Origin of the sequence: Lactobacillus sp. B4005, assembly GCF_026536045.1 — a bacterium.
Lineage (GTDB): Bacteria > Bacillota > Bacilli > Lactobacillales > Lactobacillaceae > Lactobacillus > Lactobacillus panisapium.
This window is the reverse complement of record NZ_JAFNOZ010000001.1, coordinates 305,021-323,799: the sequence shown is the minus strand read 5'-3', so window position 1 is coordinate 323,799 and position 18,779 is coordinate 305,021. Positions and strand designations below refer to the sequence as shown.

The following is an 18,779-nucleotide window of genomic DNA, read 5'->3' as shown; positions in this document are numbered from 1 at the left end:
ACGCTACTTAGGTTTATAATCAGGGTATAAAGTTAAGGCTTAGACATGAATTAACAGCAACTTTAAAGCCTTATAGCAAATATGACAAAGTCGACTTAACGCTTGTCCAAAAAGGATCTGAAAGACAAATTATGACTAAGTCATTTAATTGACGGTAGTGAACTAGAAGAGACAAAAACTACGATCAAAAAAGAGCATCAAGTCTAGTTAATAGCCTGACGCTCAATTAGAAAATTATAAAATTCTATTAAGATAAATTAACAATGAACCAGCTTTATTTATTCGCAAAATAGTATATTTCCACTTGTTCATTTTCACTATCCGCTGTTACTTCTTGACCAGCTACTATTGCTTGATTTGACGTATAGCCAGTAATTACTGGTACCTTGAATTCGTCCCAGCTGTCATTGTGCCAACTGCCATAGGTCTTTTCGCCTGTTATTTGGTCTTGACTTACAGTTCGTCTGATAATCGCCACTTGATTATAAGTTTTTATGCTGCCATCAGGTTGGTGGACATTAATTGTTCTGGTGATAGTCTTCAGCTCTGTATTTTGAATTGACTTTGGATTAACCGTAACTTTGATAACTTGACTTCCTGAACCATCAACTTTAATACTTGGCTGTGGTGCTGCGGCTAGTTCATAGCCAGCTGGCGCATGATAATTAGGCGTCAACGTATCGCCTGTATAGCCAGTTAGCTCTTGCGTGCCAACAACTTTGCCACTAGCATCAACATATTGCACCGTGATTGTCTGTTCAATTGGGTCATAGTATATATCAATTGCCTGATCACCAGTCTGACTAGTAACTGTTTGGGCTGGTATCTCTTTAACACTTGGCTTATAACCAGCAAAAGAAGGTACTTCATGTGCTGTCCATTGCGCTGTTGTCCAGCTGCCCCATGCGATTGTACCATCTGGTTTGACTAGTCCTGGCCTGGTAATCATTACCGTTTGCGCGTCTGTCTTAGTTGAACCATCTGGCTGATGAACGACAATCAAGCGTGTTACTGCCTTAGTTTGCGTTGTATTGGTAGCTAATGTTTGCGTATCCCAGTCATAGGTTGTGACCTGATCACGGCCGGTTAATGACATTAACTCATCTGATGTATAACGCTTACCTTGTTCATAACCGCTAGTTGCTACCCAGTAAGGCGCAGCTACAATTCGATTGGTCCCCGAAATCACGGTATTGACAGCGGGGACTGTGGGTAATTTAACGTCAGAAGTCAACTTAGTTTTTGCCCCAAGAACTAAGCGATTAAGGCTGTTACATGAGTAAAACATATGGGTCCACTGAGTAACTTTAGAAGTGTCGAAATTGCTTAAATCTAATGCTTTTAAATTATTGCATCTGTCAAACATACCAGACATGTCAGTAACTTTGGAAGTGTAGAAATGGCTTACATCCAATGTTCCTAAATTGTAACAGTTTCCGAACATACAAGCCATATCAATAACTTGAGAAGTGTCAAAATTACTTACATCCAATGTATTTAAATTATTACATTCACTAAACATCCAATCCATGTAAGTAACTTTTGAAGTGTCAAAATTGCTTACATTCAATGTTTTTAAATTATTACAATCTTCAAACATACTAGCCATGTCAGTAACTTGGGAAGTGTCGAAATTGCTTACATTCAATGTTTTTAAATTGCTACAAAAAGCAAACATAGAATCCATGTTAGTAACTTGGGAAGTGTCAAAGTGACTTACATCCAATACTTCTATATTGCGACAGTTTTCAAACATATCTTGCATGTTAGTAACTTTTGATGTATCTAAATTTTCTAAGCCATCGATTGTGGTCAGCTTGTTCAAGCCCATAAAAAGCCCTTGTGAATCTTGATTGGCAACTACACCGCGATCAACCTTAATTTTTGTTAATTGATCTGCAAAAGCGCTGTTTAACTGATTAATACTCTGATGATATATGTTTCCCAAGGTTCCTTCATGCAGGTAAAGAACATAATCATCACCTTCATGCTTATATTCCCACTTGCTAGTCCCCCATGTGCCTTGATCAATTGTTTCAGGATTTGTTACTGCTTGTTTATTTGCAGCTTCACTCTTGTCGATAGAAGTCGAAGCAACATCTTTACCAGCATTATCTGTCGGCTTGTTTTCGGTTGCTTTTGCAGTAGAATCATCTTCTATACCAGTATTAACATGAGAATCTGTTTCTGCTGGTATAACACCTTTTTCTGCCTTCGGTGCCTGTACAATTGCAGCAGTGTTTTGACTGTTAGCAGGATCTACCGTTGCCGCCTTTGCCTGCTGCTGCGTTAAAGCCAGCCCACATACTAATCCGACTACTGTAGTTGCAATAACAGCTTTAGTATTCTTTTCTTTTTTCAAAATAAGTTCCTTTCTATCATTTTTATATATGTTCCTATATACATAATTTATTTTAACACCAGTTTTTATAAATTACATAACTTTCCTAAAAAAAGCACAGTTTTATTAAATTATTTAGCTTGTAAAAAAATAATATAGTTATGAATCCAGTCAGAGCCACCTCGAGATATAATCCCCAAAACTCAGATTACCCATAACATAATTTACTTGGTTTACTAAATTAACCAAATATATACTTGCTAGTTCTTTATTTGAGCAGTAGCATATTAGCTTTACTAGTGCATCAAGTAATATTCTCAACAAAAATTAGCTTTTCAGTAGGAAATATGATTTGCTCATTAATCTTATCGGAATACTAAATTTGTTTTGTGTATCACTAGCAAAATTACAATTACACCAAAATCATGTAAAAAAAGATTCTTACTTTTTAAGGCTAAATTATTTTTCTTACTCTACATCTTACTTGCCAACTAAAAAACTTTTAAATTTGCCGTTCTTCCTGTTTTACTTAGGTATAAAACGCACTTCCAATAAATTTTTACATTAAAGCAGCAAAAAATGTCTTTTCATCATTTTTACTTACGATAAAACCGGTTTCTAAATCAAAGTCTATTTTGCATCGTCGACGATTTATCGGCATAACTAAAAAAGAATGTCCTTATATCAATCTTTATGCTAAATGCTTGGGATTTATCCACTTACACGTCTAATTAAAATCTAAATTATTTTGATCTAATATAAATCATTTTCGACAGTCATCGAAAACAAAAAATACCTTTATACCAGAGTTTAAGCAACCTGATATAAAGGTAAATTAAAATATTGGGATATCCGGGCTCGAACCGAAACATGCAGGAACCAGAAACCTGTGCCTTACCATTTGGCTATATCCCAGTGTTAAATCACCCGTACGAGAATTGAACTCGTAACTCCACCTTGAGAGGGTGGCGTCTTAACCATTTGACCAACGGGCAAAATCAACATTAATTATTATGCTTGAAGGTGAAGTTAATGTCAAGAGATTTTCACGTATAAGGCATAATTTTTGTTGTAGAAGCGCTTTCAAAATATTAATATTCTTTCAATTACCCAAAAAGGCTTGAAGCTGCTTTTTAGCCTTAACAATTCGGATTACTTTCAATCTGACTAAACGCCGCTTTATTCGCTTTTTAATGTCCATTAACAAAAATCTCAGTCGAGTAAAACAGTGCGTTATTCCAGACACATTATTTTTGCCACCAACTTCACTTAGGATTTGTTCAGCAATCTGATGCTCATTCATATTGACCCTTCTTTTTTCTAATAAAAAAATCAAGCGCACATAAAATAACATCATTAATAATGGTTATCGTTCGTACATTCGATCTCGCTTGCTCTGCCAGTAACGCTTCAAAATCACGTTTTTCTTTTATTAAAGCTAATATAGCCATCTACTAGCGCTTTTAGTAAAAACATCATAAAACGTTTTTTAAAATATATACGAGTTAAAATTAACCTTGCTAACAAATTAGCGACTGACGGCAACTATAAGTCTTAACATTTTTGCTTAGATTTCATAACTTTAAATCATAAAATGCCTTTATAATTGTATATAATAGAAGGAGAAAGATTTATTGAAGGAAAAATTTTATGATTGATTATTCAACCACTCAAAGCTTAATTGAATCAATGGTAACGGAGCGAATTGTTCCCGGCGTCAACTATGCCTTTATCAAAAACAAGCAAGTCTTTACCTCAACCATTGGTTTTGCTAGTACATATCCCAAAGTGACCCAACTTAGTCCCTTTGCGCAATACGATTTAGCCAGCCTCACAAAAGTCTTGATTACTGAAAACATCTTATTAAAACTATATCAAAAAGGAAAACTTAATTTTACCGAGCCATTAATTGATTTTATCCCTGAGTTCAGGGACCCACGAGTTAGGCTCTTTCACCTCTTAACACATACTAGCGGCATTCGCGGCTGGATTGACCACCGCGATCAGTTAAGCCATGACGAGCTACTCAATGCGATCATTCATCTCCCAGTGACAGACGAATTTGAACATAAAATGCGCTATGCGGATACCAATTTTATTTTGTTAGGTTTGGTCGTTAAAAAAATCTACGGTCGCCCAGTCCAAGACGTGGGGATGTCAGAAATTATTATGCCAATGGATTTGCCAGACACGACTTTTTCCCCTGTTAAAACTAACTGTGTGCCAACCGTCTGGCTCAATGATCAATTGCTTCAAGGCGTGCCTCATGATCCCAAAGCCCGCCAGTTGGGCAGTGATTGCGGTTCTGCTGGACTTTTTTCCTCGCTGCTTGACTTAATTAAAATTTGTCAGGGCTACTTGGGAATCGAGCGAGACGTCTTACCGCTTAGTCAAGAAGTTATTGCCCAGCTCTTTGATAACAAAAATCCTGCAGGACTTCAGCCCCGATCTTGGGGCTGGGATCTTCGTTTTGATCCTGAATTGCACTATCCTTTGATTTTGCATACTGGTTTTACCGGCGTCTTGCTTTTGCTTGATCGCGTGCGCAAATCAGGATTAATCTTACTAACTAACAGAATTCATCCCACCGGTCACAATCAAATATTCCTGACTATGCGCGAAAGAATCGTTCAAAGCTTCTTAAAAGAAAATGACCAATAAAAAAAGACAGTCTTCTGACTGTCTTTTTTAGCATTTGCGTTGCTTTGGCCAAAAATGATAAATAAGATCAACAACAGCCTGAGCAAACATGCCTCCAGCCATCCAGTACATTGCCATCATCATGTTATTGGTAAAAGTAAAGTAAGCGGTAATGCCGTAAACAATTACCCAAACAATCTTAAAAAACAAATTATCACACATCATTGGTAAAAACCCCCTTCGTTTCCTAGCCAATTATACCGTTTTTTAAGAGAAAAAAGGGGATTTTTCAGGTTATTTAATCGCAAAAATAGGCTTTTTTAAAATTCATTGTGAAATTTTGTTATTATTCCAAAATGTTTACAATCGTAAGCATTAATAAACTTTTTTGTAAAAGCAATCGGCTACATTTGTCGATTTTAATCAATTTTACCGTTATGTAATTTAATTATGATTATACTGATCTTTTTCTTAGGCAAAATAATTGTGAATAGTAATCAAAGCACATGAATGAGGTGGCATTTCAACTGTAATCTGACCGTTTTCAATTACCATTTCTTGCTTTTGTAGCTGTGATGCTTTTCGAAGCTCAGCAATTTCTGCTTGTTTAAGATATTCCGGCTTACCTATTTCTTGCCATTTTCCAAATGAGTTAGCATGATTCTGATCTATTCTTTGTATAATAGCCTTGAAGTTTTTCTGATTGGCAATATTAATCATCACTTTTTCTGATGTTATTTTTTCACTTGGAACATTATGATTATATGTTAGTATCTGTAAGTCTTTTTGCTTTTGGACTGCAAGTACCTCAGCTGTTCCTTGATCTTTATTGATAACTTTTAGTCGCTTAGTACCTAATTGGTGGTAAATTTCAAAAATACGGTAGACAGGTTTTTCAATACCCTGAACTGTTTGCAGGCCGTAGCCACCATGAAATACTCCCGGCTTTTGATATTGCTCTTCAAAAATATCAGTAAAAGTAAAGAACGAATAGCCATCAACTAAGCCATCATTGTCAGCTAATGTTTTAGCTACCATTGCAGCAGCATATGGTTCGTCATGAATTAAATCACCTACCATTGCAGAAACATTCCATTCGGTATAATAAAGGGGATATGATTTAGCTTGCTCCCTTGTTCTAGTAGTCATTTCCTTCAAGATGCCACGATGGTAGTCTGTTTTTTCTTGATTTGAGTTTTTGAAAAACTCCTCAATTCCCAAACCACTTTGCCATAATGGATCATCTGTTGGGTAATGGTGAGTCGTAATGAAATCAAGCGGAACCTGATTTTTTTCACAAAAAGCAATCATTTCAGGGATCCATGAATTAAATGAAGTTGCTGGACCTCCTAATTTTAACTTAGAATCAATTTTCTTAATTGTTAAGGCCGTAATTTGGTATAGGTGAAAATAATCTGATTGTTTCCCGGCGAAAAATAATGGTAAATTGGGTTCGTTCCAAACCTCAAAAAACCACGATTCAACTTCATCTTTGCCATACCGCTCGATTAAATGACAAATAAAACGATTAATAAGTTCTTCCCACATTGCATCCGATTTAGGCATTGTATTATTGCCACCATACGGAAAAACGCGATTCTTTCCTGAGGCAAGACAAGAAGGCATAAAACTCAATTCGACAAAGGGTTTCATACCAATTTTTAATAAGAAATCAAAAATCTTATCAACGTTAATAAAATTATATGTAATCCCTTGAGACTTGCCGTTAAAATCAAAGTTTTCGACGCAAACACTCATTTCATCATCAAAAATGCCATGAAAGCGAACATATTTGAATCCTAATTCTTGGTGAACTTTGGTTAATTGCTCACGGTAATCTTCCCTCAATGCCGTATAAGCATGACAGCTTCCAACACAAGTTTCCCAATAATGGGAAAAATCAGTCTTTTTGTTTTCGTCAATTGTAAAATTGGACATTTTTTGCTTTCTTTTAAACCCTTAAAATGTTAAAGCCAAGTATATTAGATAATTTTGTTCAAAAACTAGAAAAAAATAGTAACTTTTCTATCCATAAATTTATTAGTTATTATTTTTAGCTTGTTCTTCTTCAACTAATATAGTTCTATCATAAACTTTAATGAATGGCATACATAATAAAATATCTAAAACGAATAATGCGACCTCCATTATAGCTATTGAAACACTACCATTAATTATTCCGGTGAAACCTAATGGAATATTCATAACGAGTATTCCTGCATAATGTGCAACAATACCAAGCTTAATTGTATAATAACCAATTAAGAGATTAAGTACAGGTACAATCACATATGGAATAGCAAGAATTGGGTTAAAAATTATAGGGAAACCGAAATTCATTGGCTCTGAAATACCAAAAATTGCTGGAACAATTGAAATTTTTGCCGAAGTAGTCAAACGTTTTGAACGGGCAAAAATCCAGACTGCTACTGCTAATGCTGGGTAAAATACAGCGACGCCTAAACTATAACTAAAAGCTAAACCAATAATATTAGGTAAAGTTTTACCGGCTGCGTAGGCAGCTTGATTTACAGTATCAAGTTGAATTAAAATTGTTCCCAGAAGTGATTGTATAAAACCAGGATGAATACCAAATACCCACACTAATTGAATAATCAAATTAATTAAAGCAATAGACCAAATGTTATTACCAATGATGGCATTTAGAGGTGTTTGTAATACAAAGTAAATAAGATCAAAAGCTGATTTAAAAGGCGTAAGAAGGAAAATTAATCTTAGAATTAGAGCAACAATCGCAATAACAAAACCAGGGATTAATGCAGAAAATGAATTTGAAACATACGGTGGGGTGCCTTCTGGCATTTTGATAGTCCAATTATGGTCATTAACAACAAACTTGTACAATTTAACTACAATCCATGCCCCGATAATTGCCGTAATCATTCCAGCAGGTCCCAAGTAATCATATGCTAAATATGCAACAGTTCCCTTTTTCATCATATAAGTTGGAAGAAGTATCATATAGAACATTAAAGATAATAGCCCAATATGTTTATACTTAACTTCATATTGTTCTGCGAAACTCGCCGCACATGTCATAGCAACTAAAACTCCCAAAAAATTAGTAGTTGCATTAGTGATCATTGATAAAGAATCAGCAACTCCAGTTTGATGAATAAAAGTTTGCCAAGCCGGAATTCTTAAGCCATTGAAAAGACTAGCAAAAGCTCCTACAACGATTAGTGGAAATGCTCCCATTACCCCATTAGACAATCCTTGGATAACTTTATTTTTACTTGCTTTTTCACTAATTTTACCTAATTTAGCAGTAAATTCATTATTCATATTACTCCTCCAAATTTAAACCATTTGATGCAATAACTTTTTTGTACCAGTAAAAAGATTTTTTGGGAATCCGATGCAAATCACCTTTTCCATCATCGTCCAAATTGACATATATGAGACCATATCTTTTTCTCATTTCTCCTGTTCCAGCGCTAACAAGATCTATAGCACTCCATACGTCGTAACCAAAAACATTTACTCCATCTTTTTCTACAGCATCTTTAATAGCTTTTATGTGCTCCTTTAAATATGCGATGCGGTAATCGTCATTTATTTCTCCATTTAATAAATGATCTTCGGTACCTAGTCCGTTCTCAACAACTATTAATGGCTTTTTATATCTTGAATACAAAAAGCGCAGCGATAGTCTCAGACCAACTGGATCAATTTGCCAGCCCCATTTAGTTGTTTTCAAATACGGATTTTTAATACCAAAAATCACATTTCCTGATGCGGTATCCGAGTCCTTTTTTGAATCTTCTGTAACTAACGATGAATAATAACTAAAGCTGACAAAATCTACTGTACCTTTTTTTAAGATCCGTAAATCATCATTTGATATATCGATATCCAAGTGCTTATCTTTAAATTTTCTTAGCAATCTTTCAGGATATTCACCAAAGACTTGAATATCACCTGCTTCTAAGACCTCACTTTGCATATTTGAGGCTGATAAGACATCGTCAGGGTCACAACTTTTTGGATAAACAATTGGAAAAAGTATCATATTTCCAATTTTATTTTGTTCATTAATTTTATGTCCTTCAATGACAGCATTTGCACTAGCAACAAGCTGGTAATGCAAAGCCTGATATATAATTTGATCTCTATTCTCGTCATCTTCTATTTCAATACCGGCCGGATTCCAAGGATTTCCAGAAATCGCGTTTATCTCATTGAAGGTAAGCCAGTAATGAACATCATTTTTATATTCTTCAAAAACCGTTTTAGAAAATTTAGTAAAGAAATCGATTAAATTTCGATTTCTCCAAGAACCATACTTTTTCACTAAATTTAAAGGCATTTCGTAATGAGAAAGAGTAACAATTGGTTCAATTTTATATTTATGTAGCTCATCAAAAACTTGGTGATAAAACTTCAAACCTTCGCTATTAGGGCTTTTATCATCCCCGTTTGGAAAAATCCTTGTCCATGCAATGGACATGCGATATGACTTAAAACCCATTTCAGCAAATAACTTAATATCTTCTTTATAATGATGATAAAAATCTATACCTGTATGATTGGGATAAATTTCATTATCTTTGATATTAATAGTTACTCTTCTATTTTTCTCTCTAGAGCCTTGTGTTAAAACATCGGCAGTACTCAAACCTTTTCCATCTTCTAAATACGCACCTTCTATCTGATTTGCAGCAGTGGAGCCGCCCCATAGAAAGCTATTACTTATCTTCATAATTTCCTCCATTCCCTATTGGTTTTCAACAAAATGTATTCGGTTATTTTGTTACTAAAGTATATTCGACAGACTTTTTACTTACCATATTCAAAATACAGACGATTTATGTTGAATTCACAGATTTTCTGACTAATATACTTAGATGAATTATGAAAAAACATTGATAAATATCCGGAAACGATAAAAGGGACAAGTCCCTTAAAAAAGATTTGACCCTTTTATTAAATTATTAACTTGCTTTGCTCTCACTATTGACTCTTCGTAAGAACTTTATCAGGCAAAATCAAAGAAAGCATTTTTCAAGATATTTAATAAAATACGCTATTTTTATACCATCAATGGTTCAGATTTTGCTTTAGAATTTAGCTTCTACATAGATTTCGTCAAGATATATTACAACATACTGAAGATCAGCTTTTTATATTCAATTGTATAAATTGAACATTTAAATTTAATAGCCAATCTACTAGAGCTTGATTTTATTATTCCCCTAGCTTAGAATTTTTTAATCTAGACTTAGTTCGTTTATTGTTAAATATAGTCATACAAGCTCCAAATAACTATGTAATTATACTTCATAGCCATAAACATTAGCAAGATAACGAAGTTTGCTGTGAAATCATCATCCATTGAGTCGACCCTGCACGAAACGTTGTGATAATTTATTTCTTTAAATTTTTGGAAGAGCAGACTTTGACATTGTGAATTTTATTCAATATGAAAATATATCCGTTATGGGCAAGGTTGTAAGTAAAAGCCTGCTCTTAGATTTAAGCAATGATTTATTAGCTGTAAATCTGAGTGTATTGAGACCTTAAACGACACACAATGATGCCGTTACAACTTTTAATTAACTTTGAAAGTTGTAGCTCTTCACTGTTTATCAGAAATTCAATATAAAGGTGTACTATTGCTCCAATAGCAAATAAACTTTGTAATATATTAAGTGAAAACTTATTTTTTGCCATAATTCTAAATTATTTACGTTTATTACCCAATTAGTCTATAAGGCTAAACTAATCATCAATCTTTTGGTTCACTTCAAGTTGATCATTCAACCTGCATTACTTTGTTGAAAAATACCAAGAATAACCTTATTACCATTGATAATGGATTTAATTTAGTTAGGTTTAATCAAATTGATTTCAAAAACCTCGTAAGAAATGAAAAGATCCTTTTAAATTTTGGTAGTCATAAGCCTTGGTTTAATAGGATCTTTATTGGTTTTAAAAGAATTAAATTAACTAAAATAGACTTTTTTCTCAAACTATTACTATTTTTAGATAACTAGTCTATTTTACTTAACTATTTTGTTTACGATATTCAGCCGGAGAAATACCAAAATATTTTTTGAAAATTTTGTAAAAATATGAAGGGTTCTCATAACCGACTCGATTTGAAATCCGCTCAATAGGTGCGGTTGTATATGTTAAGTATTCCGCTGCAACATTAATTCTTTGTAAATGTACTAAATTAATAAACGTTTTTCCTGTTTGTTTTTTTAGGTAATCTGATAAATAATTTGGATTAAAGCCAAAATGTTTTGCCATTTTTTGTAACGTAATATTTTGATAGTTCTTTTCAATATATAAAAGTAATGATAATAGATTATTCTTTTGTTTGCGATAGTCTTGAACTTTTATTTCATCCTTTGCCGCTTGTCGAATCAAACGAGAAAACAAGATTAGCATTTCTAACCTAATCAACTGATCTGATTGAATATCTGGATGGTAATATTCTGAAATAATATCATATACTAATTCTTTGATTTTAAGGTTATGATTAATATCAAATAAACTATATCTACCTTCACCAAATTCTTCATTTGACAAAAGTGAAAACAGAATATTTGATATATTTGAGCCATTTTCTTTACTGTTCAAATAATCTAGCTCATTTAATGAAAAAGCAGACCCACGCAAAGCAATATTGACAACCACACCATTTTCACTAATAGGTTTAACTTTATGAATTGTCCTGTTCCCCATAAAAATAAGATTATCTTGTTTTACTAAAATTTCAGAATGTTCCATTACAACAGTGCAGTTTTCAACTAAAGGAATCATAATTTCTACATAATCGTGTATATGAAATGGAATAAAGGACTTTGTAGGCTGAACAGCAATAGAGATCGAACTGCTATTAAGAGTTAAATCATCGGAATAAGTATCAAAAAAACGATACACAGGTTCGTTATTGACTTTACCAATTTTCTTGGTTAAATTACCACTTTTCTTAACTGTTTCAAAAACCTCTACCCAGTTTCTAGGTGAATTGTTTTTTCTAAGTATTTTTAAAATTTGTTCTATCAAAATGTTCGACCTCATTTACTTTAAAAAAGTTGCTTAATTAAAATATAAATTATCTCTTTTATCAATATTAAAACATGTGAAATGAACATAGTTTTTATGGCTTTTGACAATAGCGGTTAAATCGTCACAAGCTTAAGATTAAAGTTAAGACTAAAATCAATTTATATTTATAGCACACGGAGGAAAAATATGACAGACCTATCTAAAAAACCTTATAACTTGTCTGCTGCGCAAATTGACTTTGTCAAGCAAAAAGTAGCAAGCATGTCCACCGATGCCAAAATCGGTCAACTTTTCTTTGTTATCGGTGAAGACGAAGAAAACACGGACTTGAAAGCATTTGTCGAAAAATATCAACCAGGCGGAATTATGTACCGTCCCGATGATGCCAAAAAACTGCAACACGAAATTGCAACTTCACAAAAAGCAAGTGACATTCCCCTTTTAATCGCAGCTAACCTTGAAGCTGGTGGTAATGGACTTGTTAACGGCGGTACATGGTTTGGCCGCCCATTACAGATTGCTGCAACCGATGACGCTCAAAACGCTTATAACTTAGGAGATGTCTCCGGTTACGAAGCAAAACAAGTTGGTGGCAACATGTCATTTGCACCGATCGTCGACTTGGACCAAAACTTCCGTAATCCAATTATGAATGTCCGGACTTATGGGAGTGATAAGGAACGAGTGATTAGAATGTCTGATGCTCAAATTGTCGGATTAAATGCTAACCACGTTATTCCTGTTGCCAAGCACTTCCCTGGTGATGGTGTCGATGAACGTGACCAGCACTTATTAAGTTCGATTAATTCGCTTTCGGCTGATGAATGGATGAAATCCTACGGAGAAATTTATCATCACTTAATTGATAATGGTTTACCAAGTATCATGATTGCTCATATTATGCAGCCTGCTTGGGAACGCCGACTTGAACCAGGAATTGAAGATAAAGATTTACGACCGGCTTCAACTTCTAAGCTTTTAATTAACGGCTTACTTCGGAAAGTTTTGAACTTCAACGGCCTAACCATTACTGACGCAACGCCAATGATTGGTTATAACGCAATCATGAAGCGCTCAGAAGCCTTACCTGCAACAATCAATGCCGGTATTGACATGATTCTCTTTAATAAAGACATTGACGAAGATTATCAATTTATTACTGATGCCGTAGCTAACGGAACTATTCCAATGTCACGCGTTGATGAAGCTGTTACGAGAATTATCGCAACTAAGGTAGCACAAGGCGTAATGAATACCGCAGGTGAACTTTGTGAACCTTCATCAAGTAATTTCGACTTAAAGCTAGCAGAACACGAAAAGCTTGCTGCTAAGGTTGCTGAAGAATCAGTAACACTTGTTAAGGATCGTGACCAATTACTGCCAATAACACCGAAGAAATATCCACGAGTTCGTCTTGTCGTTTTAGGTGATACGGATGATGGTGGCTTTAAAGAAGGTGGTAAAGTAACTGCCAAGTTTAAAGAAAAACTTGAGGAAAAAGGATTCCAGGTTTCTGTCTTTGATCGAAAGCACTTAGACGTCCAAGAAGTTTTTGAAGGTGGTGTCCAATTTGAAAAAGATCGCTTTGACCTTGCCTTTTACGTTGCCAACGTTGAAACTGCAAGTAACCAAACGACCACTAGATTAGATTGGATTCATTTAATGGCCGCAGATGCACCGTGGTTCATGAAGGACATCCCAACTGTCTTTGTTTCCACTTGCAACCCTTACCACCTCTTTGATATCCCAATGGTTTCAACTTACGTCAATGCATATACTGGCAACGATGTTACTATCGATGCTTTATTAAAGAAAATGATGGGTCAAGAAGAATTTCTCGGTAAAAACCCAGTAGATCCTTTCTGCGGTCGCTTCGATACCCGTCTATAGAAAGAGAGTAAAATCATGATTGAAATTAATCAGATTACAATTAATCATTTAACCGAACCACTTGGTTATGATTTAGATAATCATTTACGGGTTGACTTTAATCTTACTAGTTCTGCCGCTATGCAAGATACAAAGAAAAGAGTCGTAGTTAAAGCTGATCAAGAAATTTACGATTCAGACTGGCAAGATTACAAGAATAACTTTTTTGATTTTGCGATTAACTTGCAGCCTAGAACGCGCTATGAATTAACCGTTTCGGTAAAAAATGCTAACGATGAAAGCAGTAAAAATAGTTTCTTTGAAACGGGTAAAATGGCTGAGCCATTCACTGCAAGTTGGATTGGCAATTCTAATAAAGATCTTCAAAATACTTTGCTTTTAAAGAACTTTGCGTTAAAAAAGCCGGTAAAAAGTGCTCGTCTTTACATGACCGGTCTAGGAGTTTATGAAGCCTACCTGAATAAGGAAAAAGTTGGCAATGAAATATTGGCCCCCGGTGTAACCGCCTATGACCAATTGGTTCAAGTGCAGACTTATGACTTAACCAGACTTCTTCAAAAATCCTCTGACCAAGAATTATTAATTTCACTTGGTGATGGTTGGTATAAAGGCAATTTTGGTTTTGATGGCGGCCAAGACAATATCTACGGCGATCGCCAAATGGCTATTGCTGAATTACATGTTCAATACTATGATAATTCAACAGAAACAATTTTAAGTGATGCTTCCTGGAAAACTACTTCCGGTAAAATCACTAAGTCGGCTATCTATTATGGTGAGGATTATGATGATACTCATGTAATAGCTGACTGGGAACCGGTAACCGTACTCGATCATCCTAAAGAAATTCTACATGATCGTTTGAGCTTACCTCTTAAAGTTAACGAATACCTTCCAGTTAAAGAAATAATTACGACACCTGCTGGTGAAACAGTCTTAGATTTTGGTCAAAATCATGCTGGATGGCCAGAATTCTTTAACCGGGAAAATAGCGGCACTACACTTAAATTACAGGTTGGCGAAATTCTGCAAAATGGTAATTTTTACCGTGACAATTTGAGAGAGGCTCGGGCAGCATTCCACTATACTTCAAATGGTGAACAAAAATGGGTTCGTCCCCACTTCACTTATTACGGCTACCGCTATGTCAAAGTTACTGGCAATACTAAACCACTAACTAAGGAAGATTTTAGGTCAGCAGTGATCTATTCAGACATGAAAACTACCGGGGCTATTAAGACAGATAATGCCAAGGTTAATCGCTTGTTAGCTAACGTAATGTGGAGTCAAAAGAGCAACTTCTTTGATGTACCAACAGATTGTCCGCAGCGTGATGAACGTCTTGGATGGTCTGGAGACGCAGACATTTTTTCAAGTACTGCTGTCTTAAACATGGATGCATACGCATTCTTTAAGAAGTATGCCCGTGACATGCAAATTGAGCAAAACAATCACGATGGCATGCTCACTATGTATGCCCCAGCAATGGGTAATGACAGTGGTGGAGCCGCTATTTGGGGTGATGCTGCAACCGTCATTCCGTGGACAGTTTATGAAGCATACGGTGATCCAGCAATTTTAAGGCAAAACTATTCCAGTATGAAGGCTTGGGTTGACTGGATTAGTCAATCGACTTCAACACCAAATCTTTGGACAGGATGTTTCCAATTTGGTGATTGGTTATCACTTGATGGTGAAAATCCGGCAATGCCTACCGGTAAAACTGATGAAGACTTCATTGCCTCCGTTTACTACTACTATTCAAGTTCAATCGTTTCTGCCGCTGCTAAAGTTTTAGGTCATCAAGAAGATGCAGCAAAATACGCTGAACAGGCTAAAGCTATCAAGCAGGCTATTAGAGCTGAATATATCACGAACAACGGGCGTCTAGCAATTGACACCCAAACCGCTTATGCATTAGCACTGCGCTTTGACTTAATTCCTGAAGAACAGAAAAAGCGTGTCGTAAGTGATTTAGTGACACGCCTTGGTAAGGATAATAATCATCTAAAGACTGGTTTCGTGGGTACCCCATTAATTTGTCAAGTATTGTCAGAAAACGGTGAGCATAAATTAGCTACCCAAATTTTCTTAAACGAAGATTTCCCAAGTTGGCTTTATGCCGTTAACCTTGGAGCTACTACCATTTGGGAACGTTGGAACTCAGTTTTACCTGACGGTTCAATGAACCCTGAAGGAATGAATTCATTAAATCATTACTCCATCGGAGCAATCATGCAGTGGGTTTATCAACAAGTTCTCGGTCTTCATCATCAAGAAAACGGCTACCAAAAAGTTGAGTTTGCACCACAATTTGATTATCGTCTTAAACATGTTCAGGGCCATTATGAAAGCTCATATGGTGACCTGCAAATTGAATATCAACTTGAAAAAGACGAAAAACATACGATTGAAATTAACTTAACTATTCCATTTGGACAAACAGTAACGGTTAAATTGCCTCGGACTAACGGACAAGTGCAAGTCAATGGCGTGAGTGAAAGCCTACCATTGACCCTTACCGGCGGAAAATACACTATTAGCTACCAACCAGTAACTAGTTACATTGAATATTACAACTTAGCAATGACCGCCAAGCAAATTATGGCTGACCAGGAATTAGTTGAAAAATTAGAACCAATTAATGACGTATTTGGCCTTTTGAAAGATCCTAAGAATCTGGAAACTTTTGGTGGTAGTTCTTTAACCAAGATGAACGTAATGCTCCCATTTATTAATATTTCAGATGATGATTTTGCAAAAATCAAAGAAATCATGGTACAAACACCATTAGCAAGTGAAAGGAAGTTCTTAAATGAAAGGCGTACTGTTTGATCTTGACGGCGTAATTGCCGATACCTCTGTTTACCACTTTCAGGCATGGCGTAAGTTAATTAAAGATCATTTTAACCGCGATTTGCCTGACGAATTAGAAAAGCAAACTAAAGGAGTTAGTCGTAAAGACTCTTTAACAGCAATCTTAAACTATCTCGATATCAAAGTTAGTGATGCAGATTTTCAAGAAATGACAGACGAAAAGAATAAAGTCTTTCGTGAATTACTTGCCAGTTTAACACCACAAAATATTCTTCCAGGAATATCTGACATAATCTCCCAATTTAAACAACATGATGTTAAATTATCACTAGCTTCAGCCAGCCTTAATGGCCCTTATATCTTAGAGAAACTACAATTAAATTCTGTTTTTGATGCAATTGCTGATCCAAGCAAAGTGGCAGCGGGTAAACCTGCGCCGGATATTTTCCTAGCAGCAGCATCTGCAATCAATGTCGATCTTAAAGACTGTGTTGGAATTGAAGATTCAATTGCCGGTATTAAAGCAATTAATAAAGCCGGTGCACTTTCAGTTGGCGTTGGTGCTAAAAATGAGTTGAGTGAAGCAAAACTACTATTTCCAGATACTTCAGCCCTAAACTATGACCAAATAGAATCTGCTTGGGAAGAATTTAAGAAGCTTAATCGACCCTTTGAAATTGAAAAAACTTAAACAAACAAAAAAGGATTCAACCTCTTTAACTTGAGGCTGGATCCTTTTATTTTGATATAAACTTCGACAATAGCCTTATTCACCTAAGTATGCGAAAACAATTTTTTCATCATATACATGAAAGATTTTTTCAAAAACAAAGCGGCAAATAATTGCTACCAAAGCCGGAATAACAATCCAAACTACTAATGCTAGAATGACGCTAATGCTAGCCTTACCTGCATCGATTGAAGCAAGTGGACCAACTAATCCGACTAACCCAAAACCAGCTGATGCCGGCGTTCCGCTAACATGGAATAAGGCTACGGGAATAGCCGAAACAATTGCGGTTATTAGGGTTGGCAGTAAAATAATCGGATGTCTAAATAAATTAGGCATCATCATTTTCATAGCCCCCAGAGCCACTGCCAAGGTAATACCGGATTTGTTTGTCCGCCATGAGTGAACAACTAAGACGATTGTTGTTGCGGCCACACCCATTGCTGCAGCCCCAGCTGAAAGACCATTTAATTGGATAGCCATTCCAATTGCTACTGTTGAAATAGGAGAAATAATTAAAATTGCAAACATGCAAGCAATTAAGATACACATAAAAATTGGTTGTAAATTAGTAAAGGAATTAATAACAGTCCCTAACCACGTCGTAATTTTACTTACGTACGGTAATATCAACAGGCCAATCCAGCCAGCACCCCCACCGATTAGAATTGGGGCTGCAACGATTTTAACCGAACCAAAACGGTTGCCAACGAGTAAGATCAGACTGGTAGCCAATCCAGCTGTAATCATCGTATTAATTAAATCCCCTGTTCCTGCGGAAATAAATACACCAGGAGCTTTGGTTGCTGGATTGACAATCTGAGGAACAAATTTGGTTACACCAGAACCGACATAAGCTGCTGCCGCAACTATCGCTACATCTAAAGGTGCCATCTTGAATTGAATAGCAATGAGGGCACCAATTAATAAGGGGGTGGCACATTGAAAAATCAAAAGTGCCTGACCTATTCCTGCTGTAACTTGATTTTGACCAAATAATTTTAAAATGGCACTCACTACGGCATTCGGAATTAAGCCGACAATAATGCCAGTAGCAGTTCCTGCTAGAATATTGTTAAAAAAGGTTTTAACGGTTAATTTGCTGTTAGTTGCATCTGCCATGAGAATACTCCTTTACTTTTTACTCTTGCCTTTACATGTACCTTACCTTTCAAAATGACTTTCAACAACTCTTGGTTAGTAATGACTTCTTGCATGATTCTTCCTCCTAAAAATAAATATAGTTAAATATTTTAACATTAAAAATGAAAAAGTAAATAAATTAATTAATAATTTATTAATATTGCTCTTTTCATAGTT

At 35.4% G+C, this 18,779-nt stretch carries 14 protein-coding genes and 2 tRNA genes; 4 read left to right on the top strand and 12 right to left on the bottom strand.

All coding sequences use genetic code 11. The features are described 5' to 3' along the window. Nucleotides 1–274: 274 nt before the first annotated feature. The 5 genes from J3U73_RS01665 to J3U73_RS01645 form a co-directional block, all read right to left on the bottom strand. The gene (locus J3U73_RS01665) at nucleotides 275–2,362 is read right to left on the bottom strand and encodes a BspA family leucine-rich repeat surface protein (protein WP_267394394.1); all 2,088 of its coding nucleotides are present in this window, start codon (nucleotides 2,360–2,362) and stop codon (nucleotides 275–277) included. An 822-nt stretch (nucleotides 2,363–3,184) separates the two neighbouring features. Further along, nucleotides 3,185–3,256, bottom strand: a tRNA-Gln gene (locus J3U73_RS01660). 8 nt (nucleotides 3,257–3,264) lie between these two features. Continuing rightward, nucleotides 3,265–3,336 (bottom strand) — tRNA-Glu (locus J3U73_RS01655). Nucleotides 3,337–3,443: 107 nt separating this feature from the next. Beyond that, entirely contained in the window at nucleotides 3,444–3,644 is a 201-nt protein-coding gene (locus J3U73_RS01650) for a PTS transporter subunit EIIB (RefSeq protein WP_220269534.1), read from the bottom strand. Continuing rightward, nucleotides 3,637–3,792 carry a hypothetical protein gene (locus J3U73_RS01645; protein WP_220269533.1) on the bottom strand — a complete coding sequence of 52 codons (156 nt, stop codon included), beginning with the start codon at nucleotides 3,790–3,792 and terminating at the stop codon, nucleotides 3,637–3,639. Before J3U73_RS01645 ends, J3U73_RS01650 begins: the two co-directional genes overlap by 8 nt. Before the next feature lie 199 nt (nucleotides 3,793–3,991). Between J3U73_RS01645 and J3U73_RS01640 the strand changes: the two genes are divergently transcribed. After that, nucleotides 3,992–5,002: a serine hydrolase domain-containing protein gene (locus J3U73_RS01640; RefSeq protein WP_267409396.1), complete on the top strand. Its 1,011-nt coding sequence runs from the start codon at nucleotides 3,992–3,994 to the stop codon at nucleotides 5,000–5,002. A gap of 27 nt (nucleotides 5,003–5,029) precedes the next feature. On the opposite strand, the gene J3U73_RS01635 is transcribed toward J3U73_RS01640, so the two are convergent. From J3U73_RS01635 to J3U73_RS01615, 5 genes are all read right to left on the bottom strand, one after another. Continuing rightward, a complete protein-coding gene (locus tag J3U73_RS01635; RefSeq protein WP_220269531.1) occupies nucleotides 5,030–5,206 on the bottom strand; it encodes a hypothetical protein in 177 nt (58 codons plus the stop codon). Between the two features lie 246 nt (nucleotides 5,207–5,452). Continuing rightward, on the bottom strand, nucleotides 5,453–6,919 hold the full coding sequence (locus J3U73_RS01630) for a GH39 family glycosyl hydrolase (protein WP_267409395.1): 1,467 nt from the start codon (nucleotides 6,917–6,919) through the stop codon (nucleotides 5,453–5,455). 102 nt (nucleotides 6,920–7,021) lie between these two features. Then, nucleotides 7,022–8,287 carry a PTS sugar transporter subunit IIC gene (locus J3U73_RS01625; protein ID WP_267409394.1) on the bottom strand — a complete coding sequence of 422 codons (1,266 nt, stop codon included), beginning with the start codon at nucleotides 8,285–8,287 and terminating at the stop codon, nucleotides 7,022–7,024. Nucleotide 8,288: 1 nt separating this feature from the next. After that, nucleotides 8,289–9,704: a family 1 glycosylhydrolase gene (locus J3U73_RS01620; RefSeq protein WP_267409393.1), complete on the bottom strand. Its 1,416-nt coding sequence runs from the start codon at nucleotides 9,702–9,704 to the stop codon at nucleotides 8,289–8,291. Between the two features lie 1,304 nt (nucleotides 9,705–11,008). Then, nucleotides 11,009–12,019 carry an AraC family transcriptional regulator gene (locus tag J3U73_RS01615; protein ID WP_267409392.1) on the bottom strand — a complete coding sequence of 337 codons (1,011 nt, stop codon included), beginning with the start codon at nucleotides 12,017–12,019 and terminating at the stop codon, nucleotides 11,009–11,011. Between the two features lie 189 nt (nucleotides 12,020–12,208). On the opposite strand from J3U73_RS01615, the gene J3U73_RS01610 reads away from it, so the two are divergent. From J3U73_RS01610 to pgmB, 3 genes are read left to right on the top strand one after another with little or no spacing between them, the layout of a single operon-like run. Further along, nucleotides 12,209–13,912, top strand: a complete 1,704-nt coding sequence (locus J3U73_RS01610) for a glycoside hydrolase family 3 protein (RefSeq protein ID WP_267409391.1) — start codon at nucleotides 12,209–12,211, stop codon at nucleotides 13,910–13,912. Nucleotides 13,913–13,930: 18 nt separating this feature from the next. After that, complete coding sequence (locus J3U73_RS01605; RefSeq protein ID WP_267409694.1) at nucleotides 13,931–16,747, top strand: alpha-L-rhamnosidase; 2,817 nt, start codon at nucleotides 13,931–13,933, stop codon at nucleotides 16,745–16,747. Beyond that, nucleotides 16,728–17,420, top strand: a complete 693-nt coding sequence (pgmB, locus tag J3U73_RS01600) for a beta-phosphoglucomutase (protein WP_267409390.1) — start codon at nucleotides 16,728–16,730, stop codon at nucleotides 17,418–17,420. Before J3U73_RS01605 ends, pgmB begins: the two co-directional genes overlap by 20 nt. Nucleotides 17,421–17,495: 75 nt before the next feature. Here pgmB and J3U73_RS01595 read toward each other — a convergent pair whose 3' ends face one another. Both J3U73_RS01595 and J3U73_RS01590 read right to left on the bottom strand, forming a co-directional pair. Then, complete coding sequence (locus tag J3U73_RS01595) at nucleotides 17,496–18,581, bottom strand: PTS sugar transporter subunit IIC (protein ID WP_267409389.1); 1,086 nt, start codon at nucleotides 18,579–18,581, stop codon at nucleotides 17,496–17,498. Next, nucleotides 18,554–18,676, bottom strand: a complete 123-nt coding sequence (locus J3U73_RS01590; RefSeq protein ID WP_258562437.1) for a hypothetical protein — start codon at nucleotides 18,674–18,676, stop codon at nucleotides 18,554–18,556. The genes J3U73_RS01595 and J3U73_RS01590 overlap by 28 nt, the downstream gene beginning before the upstream one ends. Nucleotides 18,677–18,779: the final 103 nt, after the last annotated feature.